General features: G+C 56.0%; 16 protein-coding genes and 1 riboswitch. Of the genes, 4 read left to right on the top strand and 12 right to left on the bottom strand.

Annotated features, from left to right (window positions below):
* Positions 1-70 precede the first annotated feature (70 nt).
* From D7Z26_RS26985 to D7Z26_RS26970, 4 genes are all read right to left on the bottom strand, one after another.
* Positions 71-913, bottom strand: a complete 843-nt coding sequence (locus D7Z26_RS26985) for a sulfurtransferase (protein ID WP_120980137.1) — start codon at positions 911-913, stop codon at positions 71-73.
* A 202-nt stretch (positions 914-1,115) separates the two neighbouring features.
* The gene (locus tag D7Z26_RS26980; protein WP_120980136.1) at positions 1,116-1,622 is read right to left on the bottom strand and encodes a GNAT family N-acetyltransferase; all 507 of its coding nucleotides are present in this window, start codon (positions 1,620-1,622) and stop codon (positions 1,116-1,118) included.
* Positions 1,623-1,659: 37 nt separating this feature from the next.
* On the bottom strand, positions 1,660-2,868 hold the full coding sequence (locus D7Z26_RS26975; protein WP_233567228.1) for an MFS transporter: 1,209 nt from the start codon (positions 2,866-2,868) through the stop codon (positions 1,660-1,662).
* Positions 2,869-2,985: 117 nt separating this feature from the next.
* A complete protein-coding gene (locus D7Z26_RS26970) occupies positions 2,986-3,618 on the bottom strand; it encodes a DUF975 family protein (RefSeq protein WP_120980134.1) in 633 nt (210 codons plus the stop codon).
* Between the two features lie 209 nt (positions 3,619-3,827).
* On the opposite strand from D7Z26_RS26970, the gene D7Z26_RS26965 reads away from it, so the two are divergent.
* The gene (locus tag D7Z26_RS26965; RefSeq protein ID WP_120980133.1) at positions 3,828-4,322 is read left to right on the top strand and encodes a GNAT family N-acetyltransferase; all 495 of its coding nucleotides are present in this window, start codon (positions 3,828-3,830) and stop codon (positions 4,320-4,322) included.
* A 166-nt stretch (positions 4,323-4,488) separates the two neighbouring features.
* On the top strand, positions 4,489-4,692 hold the full coding sequence (locus D7Z26_RS26960; protein WP_120980132.1) for a DUF378 domain-containing protein: 204 nt from the start codon (positions 4,489-4,491) through the stop codon (positions 4,690-4,692).
* 81 nt (positions 4,693-4,773) lie between these two features.
* Here the strand turns inward: D7Z26_RS26960 and D7Z26_RS26955 are convergent, their stop codons facing one another.
* The 8 genes from D7Z26_RS26955 to D7Z26_RS26920 all read right to left on the bottom strand — a co-directional run bounded on the left by D7Z26_RS26955 (position 4,774) and on the right by D7Z26_RS26920 (position 15,070).
* Complete coding sequence (locus D7Z26_RS26955) at positions 4,774-5,727, bottom strand: alpha/beta hydrolase (protein WP_233567227.1); 954 nt, start codon at positions 5,725-5,727, stop codon at positions 4,774-4,776.
* A gap of 437 nt (positions 5,728-6,164) precedes the next feature.
* Positions 6,165-7,901 (bottom strand): ABC transporter ATP-binding protein, encoded by a 1,737-nt coding sequence (locus D7Z26_RS26950; protein ID WP_120980131.1) that lies wholly within the window; start codon positions 7,899-7,901, stop codon positions 6,165-6,167.
* Between the two features lie 92 nt (positions 7,902-7,993).
* Positions 7,994-8,287: a 4a-hydroxytetrahydrobiopterin dehydratase gene (locus tag D7Z26_RS26945; protein WP_120980138.1), complete on the bottom strand. Its 294-nt coding sequence runs from the start codon at positions 8,285-8,287 to the stop codon at positions 7,994-7,996.
* Positions 8,262-9,050 (bottom strand): ECF transporter S component, encoded by a 789-nt coding sequence (locus D7Z26_RS26940; protein WP_120980130.1) that lies wholly within the window; start codon positions 9,048-9,050, stop codon positions 8,262-8,264. The genes D7Z26_RS26945 and D7Z26_RS26940 overlap by 26 nt, the downstream gene beginning before the upstream one ends.
* Positions 9,047-10,702: an ABC transporter ATP-binding protein gene (locus tag D7Z26_RS26935; protein ID WP_158602456.1), complete on the bottom strand. Its 1,656-nt coding sequence runs from the start codon at positions 10,700-10,702 to the stop codon at positions 9,047-9,049. The genes D7Z26_RS26940 and D7Z26_RS26935 overlap by 4 nt, the downstream gene beginning before the upstream one ends.
* Positions 10,675-11,568 (bottom strand): energy-coupling factor transporter transmembrane component T, encoded by an 894-nt coding sequence (locus tag D7Z26_RS26930; protein ID WP_158602455.1) that lies wholly within the window; start codon positions 11,566-11,568, stop codon positions 10,675-10,677. Before D7Z26_RS26930 ends, D7Z26_RS26935 begins: the two co-directional genes overlap by 28 nt.
* Positions 11,565-12,272, bottom strand: coding sequence for a DUF4430 domain-containing protein (locus tag D7Z26_RS26925; protein WP_120980127.1), 708 nt, complete (start codon positions 12,270-12,272; stop codon positions 11,565-11,567). Before D7Z26_RS26925 ends, D7Z26_RS26930 begins: the two co-directional genes overlap by 4 nt.
* Before the next feature lie 56 nt (positions 12,273-12,328).
* Positions 12,329-15,070 (bottom strand): S-layer homology domain-containing protein, encoded by a 2,742-nt coding sequence (locus tag D7Z26_RS26920; protein ID WP_120980126.1) that lies wholly within the window; start codon positions 15,068-15,070, stop codon positions 12,329-12,331.
* Between the two features lie 271 nt (positions 15,071-15,341).
* Positions 15,342-15,530: riboswitch (cobalamin riboswitch) on the bottom strand.
* A gap of 238 nt (positions 15,531-15,768) precedes the next feature.
* Between D7Z26_RS26920 and motA the strand changes: the two genes are divergently transcribed.
* Both motA and D7Z26_RS26910 read left to right on the top strand, forming a co-directional pair.
* Positions 15,769-16,575 carry a flagellar motor stator protein MotA gene (motA, locus tag D7Z26_RS26915; protein ID WP_120980125.1) on the top strand — a complete coding sequence of 269 codons (807 nt, stop codon included), beginning with the start codon at positions 15,769-15,771 and terminating at the stop codon, positions 16,573-16,575.
* Positions 16,556-17,401 carry a flagellar motor protein MotB gene (locus D7Z26_RS26910; protein WP_120980124.1) on the top strand — a complete coding sequence of 282 codons (846 nt, stop codon included), beginning with the start codon at positions 16,556-16,558 and terminating at the stop codon, positions 17,399-17,401. The genes motA and D7Z26_RS26910 overlap by 20 nt, the downstream gene beginning before the upstream one ends.
* Positions 17,402-17,945: the final 544 nt, after the last annotated feature.

Here is a 17,945-nt window from a genome sequence, read left to right as displayed (position 1 = left end):
GGCTGCGACAGGTCATCCACCAGCAACCTGTCACAGCCCCAAACCCGCGTCCGACGCGGTCTATCGGTTCCTACTTTTCTCCCGTCGCAATCGGATTGTCCGCGTAGGAAATCCAGTCACTCCAGCTCCCCGCGTACAGCTTCACGCGTACAAAACCCGCTTCCCGCAACGCCAGCACGTTGGGCGTCGCGGTAACCCCGGACCCGCAGTAGACGATGATCTCGTCTTCCTGCGACAAACTCGCGAACCGCTCGCGCTGCTCGTCCGCGCTCTTCCATGTGCCATCGGCCCGACGGCCCTCGGCCCAGAAAAAGTTCCTAGCGCCCGGAATATGTCCGGCCACCCGATCAAGTGGCTCCACCTCACCGCGATAACGCGGGGCTTCGCGAGAATCCACCAGCACGACACCGGCTTTGCCCAGCGATTCGCGAACTTCCTCGACCTCCACCAGCATATTGTGCTGAACGGTCGCCAGGAACCTAGCCGGGATGAGCACTTTCTGCTCGGACGACGTCAGCAACCCCGCGTTCTTCCAAGCGGTGAACCCGCCTTCCATCACGAACACGTTCTCGTGGCCGAGATACTTCATCAGCCACCACAGCCGAGACGCCATCGCCCCGCCTTGGTCGTCGTAAGCGACGACGCGGGACTCGTTGCTGATCCCAACCTTGCCGAGACGCGCTGCCAACTCCGCAATATCGGGCAACGGATGCCGCCCGCCGTGGCCATCCTCCTCGACCGGAGCGGACAAATCCCGCTCCAGATCCAGATACACCGCGCCCGGAATATGCTCCTCTTCGTAAGCCGTCCGCCCCGCATCCGGTTTCCCCATCGTAAACCTGCAATCGACGATGACGATATCCGGTTCATACAAACGCGCAAACAACCATTTAACAGGTACGACTGCACTCATCAAAATCTCTCCTCTTGTCATCTCGTATTTGCTGCAAACTAATCTCTAATCATCCCGAATGGGCTTCAAACTAATCTCTAATCATCCCGAATATGCTCCAACTTAACCCCTAATCACCACGAATATGCTACAAAATAATCACTAACCCCTCATCTCGAACATGCTCCAACCTAACCCCTAATCATCCCAAACATGCTCCACACTATTCCCCATCAACGAACAAACGAACCATCTCATCGGTATTGTTATAAGGAATTAAGCCCTCGTCATGCATGCCCAATTTCGTTAACAGCTTGGCGGAAGCCTCGTTGCCGGGAGAAGTGAAGGCCACGATGCGGCCAAGCCCAAGAACGGAACGAGCGTACTCCATCACGGCGGATGCCGCCTCGTACGCGTAGCCTTTCCCCCAATAAGCCGGAAGCAAAGCATACCCGATGTCGGCGTCCTCAAGGAAATCTCTCTTGGCCAATCCGCAGATCCCGATCGGAACCCCGCCATCCTTTAGCTCCGCCACATAGAAGCCGTACCCGAACCGTTCATACGAGCCCAGCGCTACCCGAACAATATAATTACTCGCATCCTCGACGGTGCGCAAGCCTCTGTCGCCAATGTTTTGTATCCAGGACGGATCGTTCATGAGCTCGAGGATAAAAGCGGCATCTTCGGTCGTCTGGCGACGAAGGATCAATCTTTCCGTTTCCACAACCATCTGAATGAACCCTCCTTCACACGATTACCCATACTTACTAGGAAGCCACGGAGGCCACGGAAGGTACGGAAGCCCGCCGCAATGCTCTTCCCGAAGTCATCAAAGCGACCGCTACCGCCAACATGACGATCGCGAATACGGCGAACAGCCACCAGGTCGCGACCGTGCCGTTCTCGTCCATGAACCATCCCGTCAGCTTCGGAAGCAGCGCGCCGCCGACCCCTCCGCTAGCCATAAGCAAGCTCGTCGTCCGCTCGGTTACCCCGGGCACGACATGATTCGTAAAGACGAGCGCTACCGAGAACATGCCCGACATCGCCAGACCCGCCAATAAAGTGAGCGCGAAAGTCGCCCAGGTCGTATGCATGCCGCCGAACAGGACGAAGATGACCGCCGTCGCGGTGCAGGTGACGAACAAATACGCTCCTCCGCCCCAGCGGTCCGCGGCATGTCCGGATACGAGTCTTCCCACCACCATCGCACCCCAATAGACGCTTAGCGACAAGGACGCCGTCGAATCCGACAATCCGTTATCGTTAACGAGCAAGGAAGGCAAGTAATGCACGAAGCTCATCTCGAAACCGACATACATCATGAAGAACAACGAACCCAGCGCCAGAACGCCCACTACGACGGAACGTTTTGGCAGGATTGCTTTGTCGCCATAGCTCTCGGGCAACGCTTCGGCATGCGGAGCATCCACGATCGAAGGCCACAACCCGACCCATAGCGCCAGCGTAATCGCCATAAGCGCGCCGACCACGATAAACGCCGACTCCCAATGACCGTTCGCGATCAACCATGCCCCCGCGAAAGGCATAAGCAACGCCCCCACGCCGAAGAACACCTCAACCCGGCTCATGGCCACGTTCGCTTTACCTTCAATAGCCGATCCGATAATAATCGAGCCGACGATCGCCTCGATCATTCCGAGTCCCAGCCCCGCGAACGGAGCAACGGTCAACATGACGCCCCAAGAAGGCTGCATCGCATACACCGCTTCGGCAACGACGACAATCGTAAACACGCTAAGCAGCAGCGTTTTTTTGCCTAAACGTCCGATCAGCCATGGGGTCAACAGCACCCCGAACATCCCGCCGAAAAACTGGTTCATGACGAGCTGCCCGCCATCGCCGTATTTTACCCCGTATGCGTCGACCATCGGTTCCATGATCGTTCCCAAGACCAATTGTCCGAGCCCGACCGCCAAATAAGCCACGCACCCCAAGAAGATTAGCCGAGCCATCATAATTCCCCTTAACTATGCAATTTATCTCCTCGTCTACTATACCACTTCGTGAAAATGGCGTGAAGAAAAGCCGGACCTCTTATGGCCCGGCTTGATCCGACTATTCGAATGATATTATGCCGTAACGCCGCCGAACGGAGGAAGAGGCTCCGGAGCTTCGACTTTTTTATTAATCAGATTGTCGTAGAAGTGGCCCATCGCAGTTAAGTAGTAGGGAGCAATCCACAAAAGTCCGATACCGGCTGTAATGATTCCCAATATGAACCACCCGATGAACGTGAGTCCCAGAATGAAGAGTCTGCCTTTGTTGCCGTCCATTAGGGCTTTGCTGCGTCTAATCGCCTCCATCGCGCCGATGTCAGGATTATCTCTAAGTATGTAATAGGCTTGCGAATAGCGGAGTGCCGCTATAATCCCCGGAACGATTAAGAGCAGCATCCATAAGAACGTAAATATGCTCATTAACAAGTAAAGAAGAAACGTAGGTACGAATTTCTCGAATCCGCTGAATAACGTTCCCGTCGTCGGATTCTCTTTGCGAGCTATTAACAAGTAGTAAGTATAGACGCCGTATGCCAGAGCACCAGTCAACAAAAGCTGCGCCACCCACCCGATTAACGGAATGTAGGATATGCCCGCCAGAACGCCTGTCACGACCAAATACAAAAGAAAATTCAAAACTGCCGGCTTCCAGTTACCGGATAAGCTTTCTCTTGCCTTTGCGCGAATTTCAGCACTTGTCAGCAATGGATAAATACCACCTTTATTAGATTTGTGAAACAATGCAATTAATTTACAACAATTCCATGATACCCAATGAATCGGTATTTTTCAATTCAAATTTCGACATCCTTTTCATACCGTTTCCGAGTGCTTCTTCTCCGTTCACGTACTCGTACTCGATACATTATAATAAGGACATTATTGAAATATGCTTAGGGAGGTTCGAGATAATCATGAACAACGAAGAGCTACCGATCCTGACCCTAACTCCGATGACCGAACAAGACGGGCAAGCCATCTGCGATTGGCGGTATCCCCCTCCTTACGAGTTGTTCAAGTGGCCTACATGGGCATGGATGGTGGAAAATGACCGCGAATTCGCGGATCCGGACTTGCGACGGGAACAATTTCTATCCACGCGAATCCGGAATACGGGGGAACTTGTTGGGTACGTTCAGTTGTTTCCAATGGATCGTACCTTGCGTATAGGAATGGGGCTGCATCCGGAGTACTGCGATCGGGGACTTGGAACGATTCTGACTAAATTAGTCGTTGAAGAGGCGCAAAGGCGGCGGCCCGAAGCCGAAGTCGACCTTGAAGTCGAGCAGTGGAACACGCGGGCGATCCGCGTCTACGAGAAATCCGGCTTCGCGAAAACCGACTCCTATACGAGAAAAGCCACGCACGGCACGGTCAGCCTCTTCGTCATGGTCTGGCGGGAAGAGTAACCATCGGAGGTGGGATCACCGTATCGCTTCCTTTGTCGTGCTTAACGTGTCATAACGAGTTATCGCCGTACATAGAACTGTAGAGAACAACCAAGAACCGGCAGCTTCGGCGTGAAGTTTTACCGAATCAAGGTGAAAACACCACATTGAAGGAGGCTGTTACCGAATGAAGGCTCTCAACGTGATTAGTTTATTGCTCATCATTCTTGGCGGGTTGAATTGGTTGTCCGTCGGCTTGTTCAAGTACGACGTGGTCAGCGAGATTTTCGGGGGTACAGAAGAAGTCGGCTCGAGAATCGTGTACACCGTTATCGGAGTCGCCGCTCTCTACGCGATCGCGCTGTTCTCCAAAGTGGCAAGAGACGACTAAGATAAGCATGCTCTTGAAAGCCGACAGGCTCCCGCTTGGCGCGTATAGCGCCTGGCGGGAGCCTGGCTTGTTGTGTGCGTATTATTGGCCTGCGTAGAAAATCAAGTATTCCTCCAAGTGGGATTTCCAGTAAGCATCGTCATGGTTCCCTTTGTTCGGATGGTACTCCGAAGATACGCCCCGCGACTTCAAAATCCGATCCAGTTTCTCCGTGCCTTCGTAAAACTTATATCCATCCTGGTCTCCGCAGTCCAAATACACTTTAAGCTTGGACAAGTCCGCGCTCTCCGCTAGAATGAGCGGATCACGGGAATTGCGCTCGGCGTCGGACGGGTAGAGGAACGCTTTTAATCCATACTCTCCTCTCGTCGTTGACCAATCGTCCAAGAACAATGCCGGACTATGCCCCCCTACCTTGCTGAATAAATCCGGATGCGAGAAAGCCGAATACAAGCTAATGAATCCGCCCATCGACAAACCGCCGATATACCGGCTCTCGCGGCTCGCGAGCGTACTGTAATGGCCATCCACGTACCCGAGGATGTCTTGCGTCAGATAGTCCTCATACCTGCCATTATAAGTTGAAGTCGGATCGCCGGGATTACTCACGGAATACTCCTCCGCGGAGTTCAGGCCGTAGCTATTATCCATCTCCGGAGATACGATGATGAGCGGGGCGATTTTCCCTTCCCCGATCAGCTTATCCGCTGCGGCGCTTACGCCGAGTCCGTCTAACCAGGAGTTCTCGTCTCCGGTATACCCATGAATCAGGTACAGCACCGGATACTTCTCTTGCGAGCCGTAGCCCTTCGGAAGATACACGTTCATCCTCATCTCGCGGTCCAGCGCAGCGCTCTTGAACTTAATTTTCTGGATTAAGGATGCTTCGAGTGGGTCTGATGGGCTCCCGGTGGCAGAAACCGACGGTTGCTCGCTTGCTTGGACGTCTACGATTGAATGTTTCGTGCTGCATGCGGACAAAAAGATAAGCACAACGATCATCACTGGCCATAATGCTAATCGGATACGGTTCATACGCACTCTCCCCTAACTGCGTTTCAATCATGCAGAATATCTCATTTTGACAATTAATTGTCAATCTATCGTTTCCGCGTCGATAGTGGGACCAATCGTGCCGCAATTCTTGCAAATATGCAGGCATTGCGGCACTCAGGGGTTGAATTGTTTGAAATTCCATCATATCTGCAGCTTTTGGGCTGAATTGGGGTCAAAATCGAATCCTCCTCGATAAATACCTGCATATTCTCAGGTATTCCTCCCCGTCGGTCGAGCATGTACGGAAAACCTGCACATTCGCATCTTTCGATTGAACGTGGCTCCGATTGTTACTTATCCAATGAGCGAAGCAGTAACCGCCTAGCCTCCTTACGGAACACAAAAACGGCCGCCCGCGAGAAATTGCTTCCCGCGAACGGCCATTCCGCCACACTCTTTCTATCACGAATGAACGTTTACCCCTTAGTCAACGCCAAACCGCCCCCGAACTGAGCCGCGCTCAAGCGAGAGTACGTGCCGCCCGCGGCGATTAGATCTTCGTGGCGTCCTTGCTCTTCGATGCCTTCTTCGGTCACGACGACGATTCTGTCGGCATGCCGTATGGTCGCCAGACGGTGGGCGATGATCAGCGTCGTGCGGTTGTGGGACAACCGTTCCAGAGCCTGCTGGATCAGCGTCTCGGTTTCCGTGTCGAGCGCGGACGTCGCTTCGTCCAGGATGAGAATCGGCGGATTCTTCAAGAAGATCCGCGCGATCGACAAGCGCTGGCGCTGACCGCCCGACAGCTTCAGGCCCCGCTCTCCGATGAACGTATCGAGCCCGTCCGGAAGCGCTAGGATCATCGATTCCAGATGCGCCTGACGGGCCGCTTCCCACACCTGTTCCTCCGTCGCATCAAGTCGTCCGTAGGCAATATTCTCGCGAATCGTTCCGTTGAACAAGAACACTTCCTGCTGCACGATCCCGATCTGGTTGCGAAGCGACTGCTGCTTCATCGCCCGAATGTCGATGCCGTCGATCGATACCGCGCCATCGTCAATCTCGTAGAAGCGCGGAATCAAGCTGCACAGCGTCGATTTCCCCGCTCCCGACGGGCCGACAAGAGCTATCGTCTCGCCCGCCCGAATGGATAGGTTGATCGCCTTCAACACGTGCGAATGGTTCTCGTAACCGAAAGTCACGTTGTTGAACTCGATGTCCCCCTTCAAGCGAGGCGCTTCGATCGCGTCGTCCGCGTCCTTCACGTCCGGCTCGGTATCCATCAGCTCGCAGTACCTTTTGAAACCCGCCATCCCTTTCGGATAAAGCTCCAACAGGGCATTGATTTTGTCGATCGGCTTCAAGAAAATATTCACGTACAGCAGGAACCCGACCAATTCCCCGTAGGACAGCTTGCCCTTGTAAGCGAACCATGCGCCGAATACGAGCACGACCAACGTGATGAACCGCGTCAGCATGTAGATACTCGACCCGCTGAACGAAATCGTGAGATAAGACCGTAGCTTTGCGAGGCGGAATCCATGGTTATTTTTCGTGAAACGTTCTAATTCGAACTGTTCGTTGCCGAACGATTTGACGACCCGAATGCCGGAGATGCTATCCTCCACGCGAGCGTTCACGTCCGCTATTCGCTCGAACATCGTCGTTGCGGCTTTGTTCAGCTTCTGGTTAAAGTAAATAATAATCCATGCCAGGAACGGAACGACGACGAAGGTAATGACCGCCAGCTCCCAGTTCACCATGAGCATAATTCCGAACACGCCGACAAGCGTCATCAGCGCGATGAACAGATCCTCGGGGCCGTGGTGGGCCATCTCCCCAAGATCGAACAGGTCGTTCGTCATACGGCTCATGATCTGCCCGGTTTTCGTATTATCGAAGAAACGGAAGCTAAGCTTCTGCACGTGTTGGAACAGCTGCTTGCGCATGTCCGTCTCGATATTGATGCCTAGCTTGTGCCCCCAATAGCTGACGACGAATTGCATGCCCATGCTGATTAGATACAACACCATAAGGCCTATGCAGACCCAAGTAACGAGTCCCCAATCTCCGGTGGGAAGCAGATCGTCTATCATCCATTGGACCCCGATCGGGAAGCCCAATTCCAGCAAAGCCACCAAGACGGCGCAAGTGAAATCCAGCGTGAACAATTTTTTGTAAGGACGGTAATAAGTCATAAAACGGCGAATCAACAGCTGCACCCCCGCAAACCTATCTATTAGGTAATCTCTATCGATCGTAAGCGAAGGTAGAGTCTATGTCTACCCTGGGATTCTCTGACCGATTAAAGCGATAGGTTGTCATACGCGACGGCGGACTCAATGTCCAGCGCGGTCAAACCGCCGGAATTCCAGGTCGTGAGCCTTAGCGTCACTTTGCGATAATCGATGGCGATGAAGGGATGATGGTTCATTTCCTCGGCAATATCGGCGACCCGGTTCACGAAGCGAACCGCATCCGGGAACGTCGGGAACAACCTTCGCCTCGCGAGCCACTTGCCCTCTTCGATTTTCCAATCCGGCAGTGCTTGCAGCTTCTCCTCCAGCTCTTGCTCAGTTAACAGCGGGTGCTTGCCCATGAGCCCTTTCTCCCTCCGTAGATTCTATTCGTTCCAGCGTTCCGTACTTTTTGCGATAGCGCTCCAACAAAGCGATCCACGACGGACTGAAAACCAAAATAAAGAACAAGTTAGCCGACGCATGAATGATCTCGAACGGAAGTCCGGTCACGTATTTTCCGATTACGGCCGCCCACGAATGAGTCTGCGCCCATTGGTCGAGCGCCAGCGTCACGTTCAAGATCCAACCGTAGAGGAATCCCCAAGCTACGCCGAAAATCGCGAGAGGAAGCCTGCCGCGGCGCCATGAGCTGCGGTGGGCGAATAAGCCCGCCGTGTAACCGGCCATTCCCCAGGCGAACATCTGCCACGGCGTCCACGGTCCTTGTCCCAAGAACATGTTGGAGACGAGCGCGGTCGCGGCCCCGACCATCCATCCCGCTTCGGCGCCGAACACGACTCCGGAGATGATGACGACAAAGGTAACGGGCGTAAATCCGGGCAGCAGCGTGGCAAAAGGAATGCGGCTGACCGTGGCGACGGCGGCCATGACGGAGATGAGCATGAGCTCGCGCGCTTTGCGTTCTTTGCGTTCGAAACGCAGCAGGAAAGGAATCATCGACAGAAGGACGAGGACGAGCCCGATGAGCAAGGAATTGCCTCGCTCCACCGACAAGTACGCTAGGACTACATAGCCGATGGCCAGCGGCAAGATTAGCCACTTGGCGATTCTGGCACGCTTAAGCGCAGAGTTAGAGCTAGGACTAGGGTTATCGGGATTCATCGATTAGTCGCCTCCTCTAACGCCAGTAACCGATGCATCGGAGTCGCGTAGAACAGATTGCCCCGGAAGAAGTTCTCCGGATCTCCGTCCGCGACGATTTCCCCATGGAACAGCAGGGAGCAACGAGTCGCGTAAGCCGCGGCGAACTCTACGTCGTGAGTGGCCATCGCCAGCGTCGTTCCTTCTTTATGAATATGCCGAAGATGCTCCCCTAATATCCGTTTGGCCGACGGATCGAGCCCCTTGGTCGGTTCGTCCAGCAACAACAACGATGGCTTGCCGAGCAAAGTCAATGCCAATGCCCCCAACTGTTGCTCGCCTCCGCTCATGTCGTGCGGATGGCGGCGCAAGAGAGCCTCGATGCCGAATCGCTCGGCCATCTTTCTGGCCGCTTGCGGCGGATCCGTCTCGCCCGCCCGGCCGGCCGCGTGAATCATATCCTCCAGCAAGCTATCATGCGCATAGTGTAATACCGGGTTCTGCGCCAAGTAGCCTATCGACGAATATCTTTCCTTGGCGTTCATTTTTCCGAGGGGTTTTCCTTCCCAAAGTACGATTCCCCGTTGCGGTGGACGAAGCCCGGCTAATAGCTGGAGCAAGGTCGACTTGCCGCTACCGTTTCCTCCGAACAGGACCGCCCAATCCCCGCGTCGAAGCTGCCACTCCAGCCCTCGAAGCACGGCGGGCGACCGCTTGTCGTAGGCGAAGAACAGTTCCTGCGCGGCAAGAAGTTTCTGCGCTGCGCCCCTGCCCTCACCTTCAACGGAAGGGGCGGCGGTGGATTGTTGCCCTAGCGTTCTTGTTCGGTTGGCTAAGTCCAACCACGCGCGGGCCTCTTTAACCGTAAGCGGGGGCAGGCTAGGCGCAGGATGCTCTTCGGGCGGGACCTGCTCCAGCGCCCATCGGGTAATAGAAGGAAGAACGCTTGTCCAAGCATTGTCTTCCCTGTTCCAGGCTTCGAGGACGAACGCCCGGGCGTCTCCGTCGAAGGCAACCCGCCCTCCGTCCATGCGCACGACCCTGTCCGCGAGCGGAAGCAAGTCGTCGATCCGGTGCTCGCTCATGACGACGGTAATTCCCCACTCTTCGTTCAGCCGCTTAATCATGCCCATAAGCTCGCGAGCCGCCAACGGATCCAGCTGCGCCAACGGTTCGTCGAGAAGCAATATGCGCGGTTGCAGCATGAGCACCGCCGCCAAATTCACCGTCTGCTTCTGGCCGCCCGACAGCTCGTCCGTCTTGCGCGACAGCAGCGGCTCCAAACCGAAAAATCCAGCCAACTCCGCCATCCGGCGACGCATCATATCCCGTTCCAGGCCGAAATTCTCCATCCCGAACGCAAGCTCGTGCTCGACCGTGTCGACGACGAGTTGGTTGTCCGGATTCTGCATCACCATCCCGACATGAGCGGCCAGCCCCCGGGCAGGCCAATCCTGTATGGGCGTACCGTCCAGCAGAATGCCGCCGCTCATTCGTCCGCCCGGGGAAACTTCCCGCTTCAGCAAGCGTAGCAGCGTCGATTTGCCGCTGCCCGACGGCCCGCATAGGACGATGAACTGGCCGGAACGAAGGGATAGGGATACGTTCTCGAGCGCGGGCGAGGTTTGTTCCGGGTAGTGGAAGGTTACTCGCTGTAATTCGTAATGAGCCATGCCCTGCGATCCCTCCATTCCCAGCCGAGCGGCAATATTAGAAACGCGATGTAAGCAGCTAACGCCAGTCCGTCTCCCCATGACAGCGAGAAAGTGCCTAGCCGCGGATAAATCGCCATAAATCCATGCCCGTTCGCCCACGCCGTCAGCAAGAGCGCCGCGCAGACCGTGAAGCCCGCGATCGTCGCCCCGTCGCGTCCTCGGAACTTAAACCCGAGATAGGAGCTGCGAGCGCCCGTACCATAGCCGCGCGCCTGCATCGAATCCGCCGTCTGCAGGGCGTCTTCCAGCGTCCACGACAGCAAAGTGCCGACCAACCGTGTTCCGTTGCGCGCCCGCCGGGCAAGCGAGCCCTCGGCCACCGTCACCCCTCGCGTGCGCTGGATGAGCATAAGCTCCTGCATCCGCCTGCGAAGCCGCGGCACGAGTCCCATTGCCATCATCGCGACGAGCGCCGCTTTCGGGGATACGCGGCTGAACAAGAACAAGAACTTCTGCTCCGTCATGACCAGACGATAAGTAACGAAGAACGTGAGCAGGTTCAGCATCGACATCGCGAGCGTTAGGCCGTAGACGACCGATTCCATCGTGATGGGAATATCCCCCCAATAGAACCATACCGTTCGCCCCCTATGGGACAGAATCGGATTCATGATCGCGATGAGCAAGATGCCGACAAGCATCGCGAGACTCCATCTCCGCCATTCCCGGCCGCCGTCCAGATGCAGGTTTACAATGACGGCCGCCACCCAGCCGGCCAACAAAATGTAGGGATGAAACAACAACATGCCGAAGGTGATCCCTCCGGCATAATAAGTCAATATAACGATCGGGTGAAGCGAACGTAAGCCGAAACCTTCCGTCATGATGCGGACTCCTTCTCGTCCTGGGCCGCGTCGTCCTCGGTCACGTAATACCATTCCAGACGGTCGCCCGCTTTCAGCTTGTAGGCGCCCGAGCCGACATCGGCGACGATGCCGTTAACCCGGAACTTCCAGCCGCTCGTCGGCCCGTCGTCGAACTCGAACAGTCCATCGATGCCTGCTACGTAAGTTAACGCTCCGCTTCCCCGGATGCTATATGCTAAACGATGCGCTTTAGCCGCTCGTTTCAGCACGCTTGCAGGGGTATCCCCTTTGCTCAGGATGAGGGTATCCTCGGCAAGTATCGTTCCCCACTTCGCGTTGCCCACGATCGACAACGTAACGTTGTCGACGGCAGGCGCCGCATTATCCGGTGGCTTCGGCGAATTCGAGGGCTTCGGCGAAGATGAAGGTTCCGCCGGAGACGAAGAAGGAGACGGCTTAACGTCGCCACCTTTATCCGCTTGGCCCGTTTTCCCCGTTTCATCCGAGGAAGACGCGGTCGGGCTAGCCGAAGAAGGTGCGGAGGGCTCGGCCGTCGCCTGCGAAGCGGAAGCCTTCGGAGACGCGGTTACGGAATTCTGGCTTGAACCCGCGCCCCCGTTATCCGAAGCCGCGCAGCCCAACAATCCGAACCCTATCGCCAGGATAAGCAGCATCAATCCCCAATTCCTGATCTGCATCTTCTTCATCGTCTTGACCTTCATCTTTACCTACACCCCCTCTCCTGCATTCTCGTATTCATTCAGTCATCGATTGTCGATTATTTTTTCGCTTCCAACACTCTCACGGCAACGACCGCCGCCTGCTCGCGGGAAAGCGAAGCCTTCGGCGAGAACTTGCCTTCGTACGGCGTCATCCATCCTTGCTGGATGACCGCTTGAACTGCCGCTACCGCGCTTGGATTAATTTGCTTGGCGTCCGCCAGAGCAACCGTCGACTTCGCTTGCAGCTTCAGCGCGCGGGTCAACAAGATCGCTGCCTGCTCTCTCGTTAACGTCGCGTCCGGCGCGAACTGGCCCGCGGACACGCCGCCCACGAGGCCCGCCGTTACCGCGGCCCCTACGTCCTTCGCGTACCAAGCGCCGCTCGGAATATCCTTGAAGGCCGTGCTAGCGCTACCGCCCTTAAGCCCGAGCGCGCGCGCCAACGCCGCGACGAATTCCGCGCGCGTCACCGCTTGCTTCGGCTTGAACGTTGCCGTTCCGTCGCCGATTCCGCGCAGCAGCGGAGCCGCCCTCGAGATCATGACCGCATCCGTCGCCCATCCGGCAACCGCGCTCTGATCCGCGTAAGCGCCTGCGATCGGCAGCGTCGCGACCGAGCGCGCCACGTTCGGAGCCGCATCTTTCGCGTAACCCGTCACTTGCAGCGTATACAAACCTTCGGCCTGCCCTTTGAACGCGGCTTGCCCTTTGTCGTCCGTCACCGCTGTCGCCGTGCCGACGCTAACCGTAGCGCCCGCGATCGGCTTGGCCGCGTCGAATTGGTTCGTCGTCCAGTTCCACGCCCGGTTCGTGACCGTCACCGTGAAAGCTTGCCCCGGCTTAGGCTTAGCCGGCGCGATCGCAACAGGCTCCGCCAACTGCGTAGCATCGCCGCCATAATAAACGACGAGCTCGTCGCCTTCCTCGAGCAGGAACGTAGCCGCGCCCTCCGCCGGAATGATCCAAGCGCCGTGACGAACGACCGCGAACATCCAACCGTCGTAACCGCCGAACTTGCCGCCGGCAATGCCATTAATAGAAGAGATATATTTACCGTACGCGGAATCCGCGATCTCATGCTTAACGTTCTTGGCCGTCAGCAATTGCTCCAACGCTTCCAGAGCCGTACCGCCTTGCGCGCGTCCGGAAGCAACCGCTCTGGCGTCGCCTTCTACTCTGACCGTAACGTTTTTCGTATACGGCGCGACTTCTAGCTTGCCGGCCCACGCTACATACGTCGGAGCCGCATCGTTGCGGTAGCCGTCCACGGCGATCGCGTATGAACCCGCTTGCGGCGTCGTTAGTTGCGCCTTGCCGTCCTTGTCCGTCTTGGCGGTGGCTCCGCCGAGCTTCACTTGGGCGCCTTCGGCCGCGCTTACGACAACCTTGCCGGAATCCCAATCGAACGTTTCTTTTTCCACGGTGACCGAAACCGTTTGTCCCGCGCGAGGCGCCGCAGGTTCGACCTTCACCGAGTGAACGAGCGTCGTATCGCTTCCGCCGTAATACACGGCCAGTTCGTCGCCCGCTTGCATGGCAAACGTACCCATGCCTTCGCCGATCGTTACCCATGCGCCATCGCGCTTAACGCCGTATTGCCAGCCGTCGTAGCCGCCGAACTTACCGTTCTCTACGCCGGCGATCGATTGAAGCAGCGCCCCGAATTGCGGGTGACGATCGATGCCGTAGGCAATCTTCGCGCCGTCTAGCACGTTGACTAACGCTTCGAGCGCCGTCTTGCCGTTCGCCTTGCCGGTCGTTACCGTTCCGGACAAGCCGTATACGTTAACAGTCGACGCAGCCTTCGTAGCCACGCCCGAATACAAGCCGGGAAGGCCGTCCATCCAACGTTCCGCGGCCGTTAAACCGAGCAGCGCATAGAAAGAAGCCATGGCATCGGCTTTGCCGCCGACCTCGTGCGCGAATTGGCCGTCCGTAAGACGGAATTCCAACAGACGCGCGAGTGCGGACTTGCCGTTCTTGACGAATCTCGTATCGTTAACCGGATCGATGCCGAGCGATGCCAGCGCGATCAGAACCTGTGCGGTGCTCTCGCTGGTTTCCGTCGGATTACCGAAGCCTGCCGTATCGCGTTGTGCGGAGCTCAACCAAGTTAACGCTTCATCTATAATAGCGGATACTTCTTTGCGATCTTTGTACCCCGCGAGCGCGGACAACACGATTCCCGTGACGTCGACGTCGCTCTTGCCTGCTTTCAGCGACCAGCCGCCGTCGGCGTTGCGATTGTCGACGAGCCATTTGACGAGATCGTCGCGTGTCCAGCGGTCTTTCGTTCCCGGAACGTAACCCGCCGCGTCGAGCGCAAGCAGCGCATACGCCGGCGCGTTCGGCCCTTGTGCCGTTATTTTCTCGAAATTCGCGATTTTGAAGAGCAAATCTACTTTGCCCGCTGCTCCCGCTTTGCGTACATCGCCGCCGTTCGCGTTGATCGCGAGCGCAACGCGCGCGTAATCCGTGACGAGACGCAAGCTGCCGCTATCCACGCTCTTCGCCGCTTCGGGCAAATAACGGGACCCTGCCGGTTGCCCCGAACGAGCCAACCCGAAAGCGATCCAATCGCTCACCGGATTCGCCTTGCCTAACGACGCCTGCAAAGAAGCGATCGCTTGGCCGACTTGTTCCTTCGTCGTATTCGGCTTCGCGCCGTTGTCTCCGGCCGCGTTCGCTGCTCCCGTCCACGCTCCCAATACCAATTGAAGAGCTACGGCAATCGCCAATGCGCCCTGTAGCCATTTTGCCAATCCGATCCGCTTGCTTTCCCCTGCTTGCCCGATCATTCCGACACGCTCCTTCTTGATTATCCGCTACTCCGTCCCATGACGTAAGCCTTCGACTTGATGCCTAGTGAAGACAACAAAAAAACATCTCCCGACGGGAAGATGTTCGCGTGAAGGCTCGAGCCTATCGCGCCTGCGCGCGACGGCAAGCCGCCTGATGATCGGCCGATCCTGCCTGATGCTCCGCCTCGGTCCCTCAGTCCGCCCGTAAGCGTAAACCGAGTCCCGAGGACATTGCCGCCACACCGCCCCTATTCCTCGTAGGTTATCGGGTGTTTGTCGAAAAGAGGTAGGTTTCCTGGCTCCTGGATCAATGCGCTTCGGGCCTTCCCGCAGCCGTCTCGCGACGCTTGCAGTGGCCTATCCGAATAGCTCCCCATGGACAGTGGCGGGACCGCGCCGGTTTTGCACCGGACTTCCCTATTAAGCTCTCTCGAGCACCTATTTTCCGCCGTATTCACTTGTGTAGTCATCTTATCATGAGGGCCATGGGCTGTCCATCCGCTAAACTTACCATTCTCCCCCCTCGCGGAAGCCCCGAATTTTTCTCTTCCAGCCCGCGTCGCCATGAATTTATGAAAAACGCCGTTATCCTCTAAAGCTTTGCGGGAGTTTTGTCGATAACTCTATTATCGTGTCGGTTGTATAATGAAACTCCTGTCGCGTACATAACATTCTTCCATATGCCGGGGTGTACGATGAAAAATTCAACGATTATTGGTTTGGTTCTAGGTTTTTTCGCTCTTATCGTAGGTATGTTCCTTAAGGGCGCTCCGATCGCAAGCTTGGTTAACAATCCGGCTGCTTACGTCATTATTCTCGTCGGAACCTGCGCGTCGGTCTTTGTCGCTTTCCCCATGTCCGATCTCGCGAAAGTTCCGAAACTCTTTAAGCTCATTTTCTTAGAGCCGAAGCTCCTTCCTCGTCAACGTCTGATCGGCATGTTCATGGAATGGGCTACGATTACCCGCCGCGAAGGCTTGCTTGCTCTGGAAGCCCGCGTCGACGAAATCGAAGATACGTTCCTTAAGGGCGGCATGCGCATGATCATCGACGGCAATGACCAAGACTTCGTTCGCGACGTTCTGCTCGAAGATATCTCGGCTACCGAAGAACGTCATCGCGGCGGCGCGCAGATTTTCTCCCAAGCGGGCATGTACGCTCCTACGCTCGGGGTTCTCGGTGCCGTTATCGGTCTGATCGCCGCTCTCGGTAACCTTGCGGAGATGGAAAAACTCGCCCACGCCGTTGCCGCTGCGTTCATCGCGACGTTGCTCGGTATTTTCACCGGGTACGTGCTTTGGCATCCGATCGCGAATAAGCTTAAGCGCTTGTCCAAGCGCGAGATCGACCTCAAGCTAATGATGGTCGAAGGCTTGCTCTCGATTCAGTCCGGCGTCTCGACGATCGCGATTCAACAGAAATTGCTCGTATTCCTGACTCCGACGGAACGTTTGGCTTTCGCAGAGAAGGAGGAGTCGCAGCGTGAGCAAAAAACGGCATGAACCGCATGAGGAGCACCCGGACGAATCCTGGCTCCTCCCCTATTCCGATCTCATGACGCTGTTGCTCGCCCTCTTCATCGTTCTTTACGCGGCCAGCTCCGTTAATACGGCCAAGCTCCAACAGATGAGCATCGCCTTCAAGACAGCCTTCAGTTCGGGAATCAGCATTCTCGATAAAGGGGCTCTCACCGAAGACGATCAACTGAAACGGCGCACTGCCGAGGATTTGGATCGCAAGGACGACGGCAGGACCAACCGCTCCAAGGAAGCCCGGGCGGCGGCCATGCAGCAAGAACAACAGAACCTCGAGCAGCTGCAGAAGGATCTGAATAAGTACATTAAGAAGAACGGCTTGTCTTCCCAGCTGGATACGCAATTGAATCATTCCCAGCTTCTCATTACGATTCGGGACAACGCGTTGTTCCCATCGGGAAGCGCGAATATTAAACCGGATTCCCGCAAGCTGGCGGCCGCGATCGGTCACATGCTGCAGCAATATCCGGACTACGAGATTCTGGTTACGGGCCACACCGACAACCAGCCGATTAACACGAGCGAATTCCCGTCCAACTGGGAGCTCAGCTCCAAGCGGGCGATTAACTTCATGAAGATCCTGCTCGAGAACACGAACTTCGATCCTAAGCGCTTCAGCGCAATCGGCTACGGCGAGTTCCGTCCGTTGCAGAGCAATAACACGGATGCCGGCCGGGCGATCAACCGCCGGGTGGAAGTCTCGATTCTCCGCAATTACCTCGAGCCGACCGATAGCAGCAACGAGATTACGCTCAATGCAATCGCAAGCGAGAACAAGAGCAGCAGCCAATAACGCTTAACGACAGCGGGTCTGCCCCTCCGGTCTTGATGACCTGGAGGGACAGACCCGCTTTTTTGCTGCAAAGCCTTACCTGACCTGCATTTACTACAGGTATTTTCGCCGAAATGACCCTATTGCGCCTTTTCACCTGCATTTACTACAGGTTGTTTACTCCAAATTCCCGATTATTAGCCAAAACCCGATATTCGACTGCACTTTTTGCAGGTTGTTTCGCGGGGTCGCCGATTTGTCTTGAACAATCTGTACTTTTTGCAGGTGGGGAGACGGTATGAGCCGCTGAGGTGACTGGTGCTACTAGTGTTTCCTGGCGTGTTTTGTTACTTTTCCTGAAAAGTGTTTACCTAACCTGCATTTACTACAGGTATTTTCGCCGAAATGACCCTATTACGCCTTTTCACCTGCATTTACCTCCAAGGCCCCCTAATTAAACTGGAGTCTTGTCCCCCAATTGAATTAGACTATTTGTATAGGGGAGGCGGACAGTATGCGTTTAGGGAAAGTGCTTGAGGAGAAACGAATGCAGATCGTAAGAGAA

The organism is Cohnella endophytica (genome assembly GCF_003628305.1).
Classification (GTDB): Bacteria; Bacillota; Bacilli; order Paenibacillales; family Paenibacillaceae; genus Cohnella; species Cohnella endophytica.
Note: the sequence above shows the minus strand (reverse complement) of the source record. Positions and strands in the feature narration are given on the sequence as shown.

What these genes read in the sequence shown, in the direction of transcription:
- D7Z26_RS26985 (WP_120980137.1), bottom strand. Translation starts at nt 913, where the DNA reads ATGAGTGCAGTCGTACCTGTTAAATGGTTGTTTGCGCGTTTGTATGAA.
- D7Z26_RS26980 (WP_120980136.1), bottom strand. Translation starts at nt 1,622, where the DNA reads ATGGTTGTGGAAACGGAAAGATTGATCCTTCGTCGCCAGACGACCGAA.
- D7Z26_RS26975 (WP_233567228.1), bottom strand. Translation starts at nt 2,868, where the DNA reads ATGGCTCGGCTAATCTTCTTGGGGTGCGTGGCTTATTTGGCGGTCGGG.
- D7Z26_RS26965 (WP_120980133.1), top strand. Translation starts at nt 3,828, where the DNA reads ATGAACAACGAAGAGCTACCGATCCTGACCCTAACTCCGATGACCGAA.
- D7Z26_RS26960 (WP_120980132.1), top strand. Translation starts at nt 4,489, where the DNA reads ATGAAGGCTCTCAACGTGATTAGTTTATTGCTCATCATTCTTGGCGGG.
- D7Z26_RS26955 (WP_233567227.1), bottom strand. Translation starts at nt 5,727, where the DNA reads ATGAACCGTATCCGATTAGCATTATGGCCAGTGATGATCGTTGTGCTT.
- D7Z26_RS26945 (WP_120980138.1), bottom strand. Translation starts at nt 8,287, where the DNA reads ATGGGCAAGCACCCGCTGTTAACTGAGCAAGAGCTGGAGGAGAAGCTG.
- D7Z26_RS26940 (WP_120980130.1), bottom strand. Translation starts at nt 9,050, where the DNA reads ATGAATCCCGATAACCCTAGTCCTAGCTCTAACTCTGCGCTTAAGCGT.
- D7Z26_RS26935 (WP_158602456.1), bottom strand. Translation starts at nt 10,702, where the DNA reads ATGGCTCATTACGAATTACAGCGAGTAACCTTCCACTACCCGGAACAA.
- D7Z26_RS26930 (WP_158602455.1), bottom strand. Translation starts at nt 11,568, where the DNA reads ATGACGGAAGGTTTCGGCTTACGTTCGCTTCACCCGATCGTTATATTG.
- D7Z26_RS26925 (WP_120980127.1), bottom strand. Translation starts at nt 12,272, where the DNA reads ATGAAGGTCAAGACGATGAAGAAGATGCAGATCAGGAATTGGGGATTG.
- D7Z26_RS26920 (WP_120980126.1), bottom strand. Translation starts at nt 15,070, where the DNA reads ATGATCGGGCAAGCAGGGGAAAGCAAGCGGATCGGATTGGCAAAATGG.
- motA (WP_120980125.1), top strand. Translation starts at nt 15,769, where the DNA reads ATGAAAAATTCAACGATTATTGGTTTGGTTCTAGGTTTTTTCGCTCTT.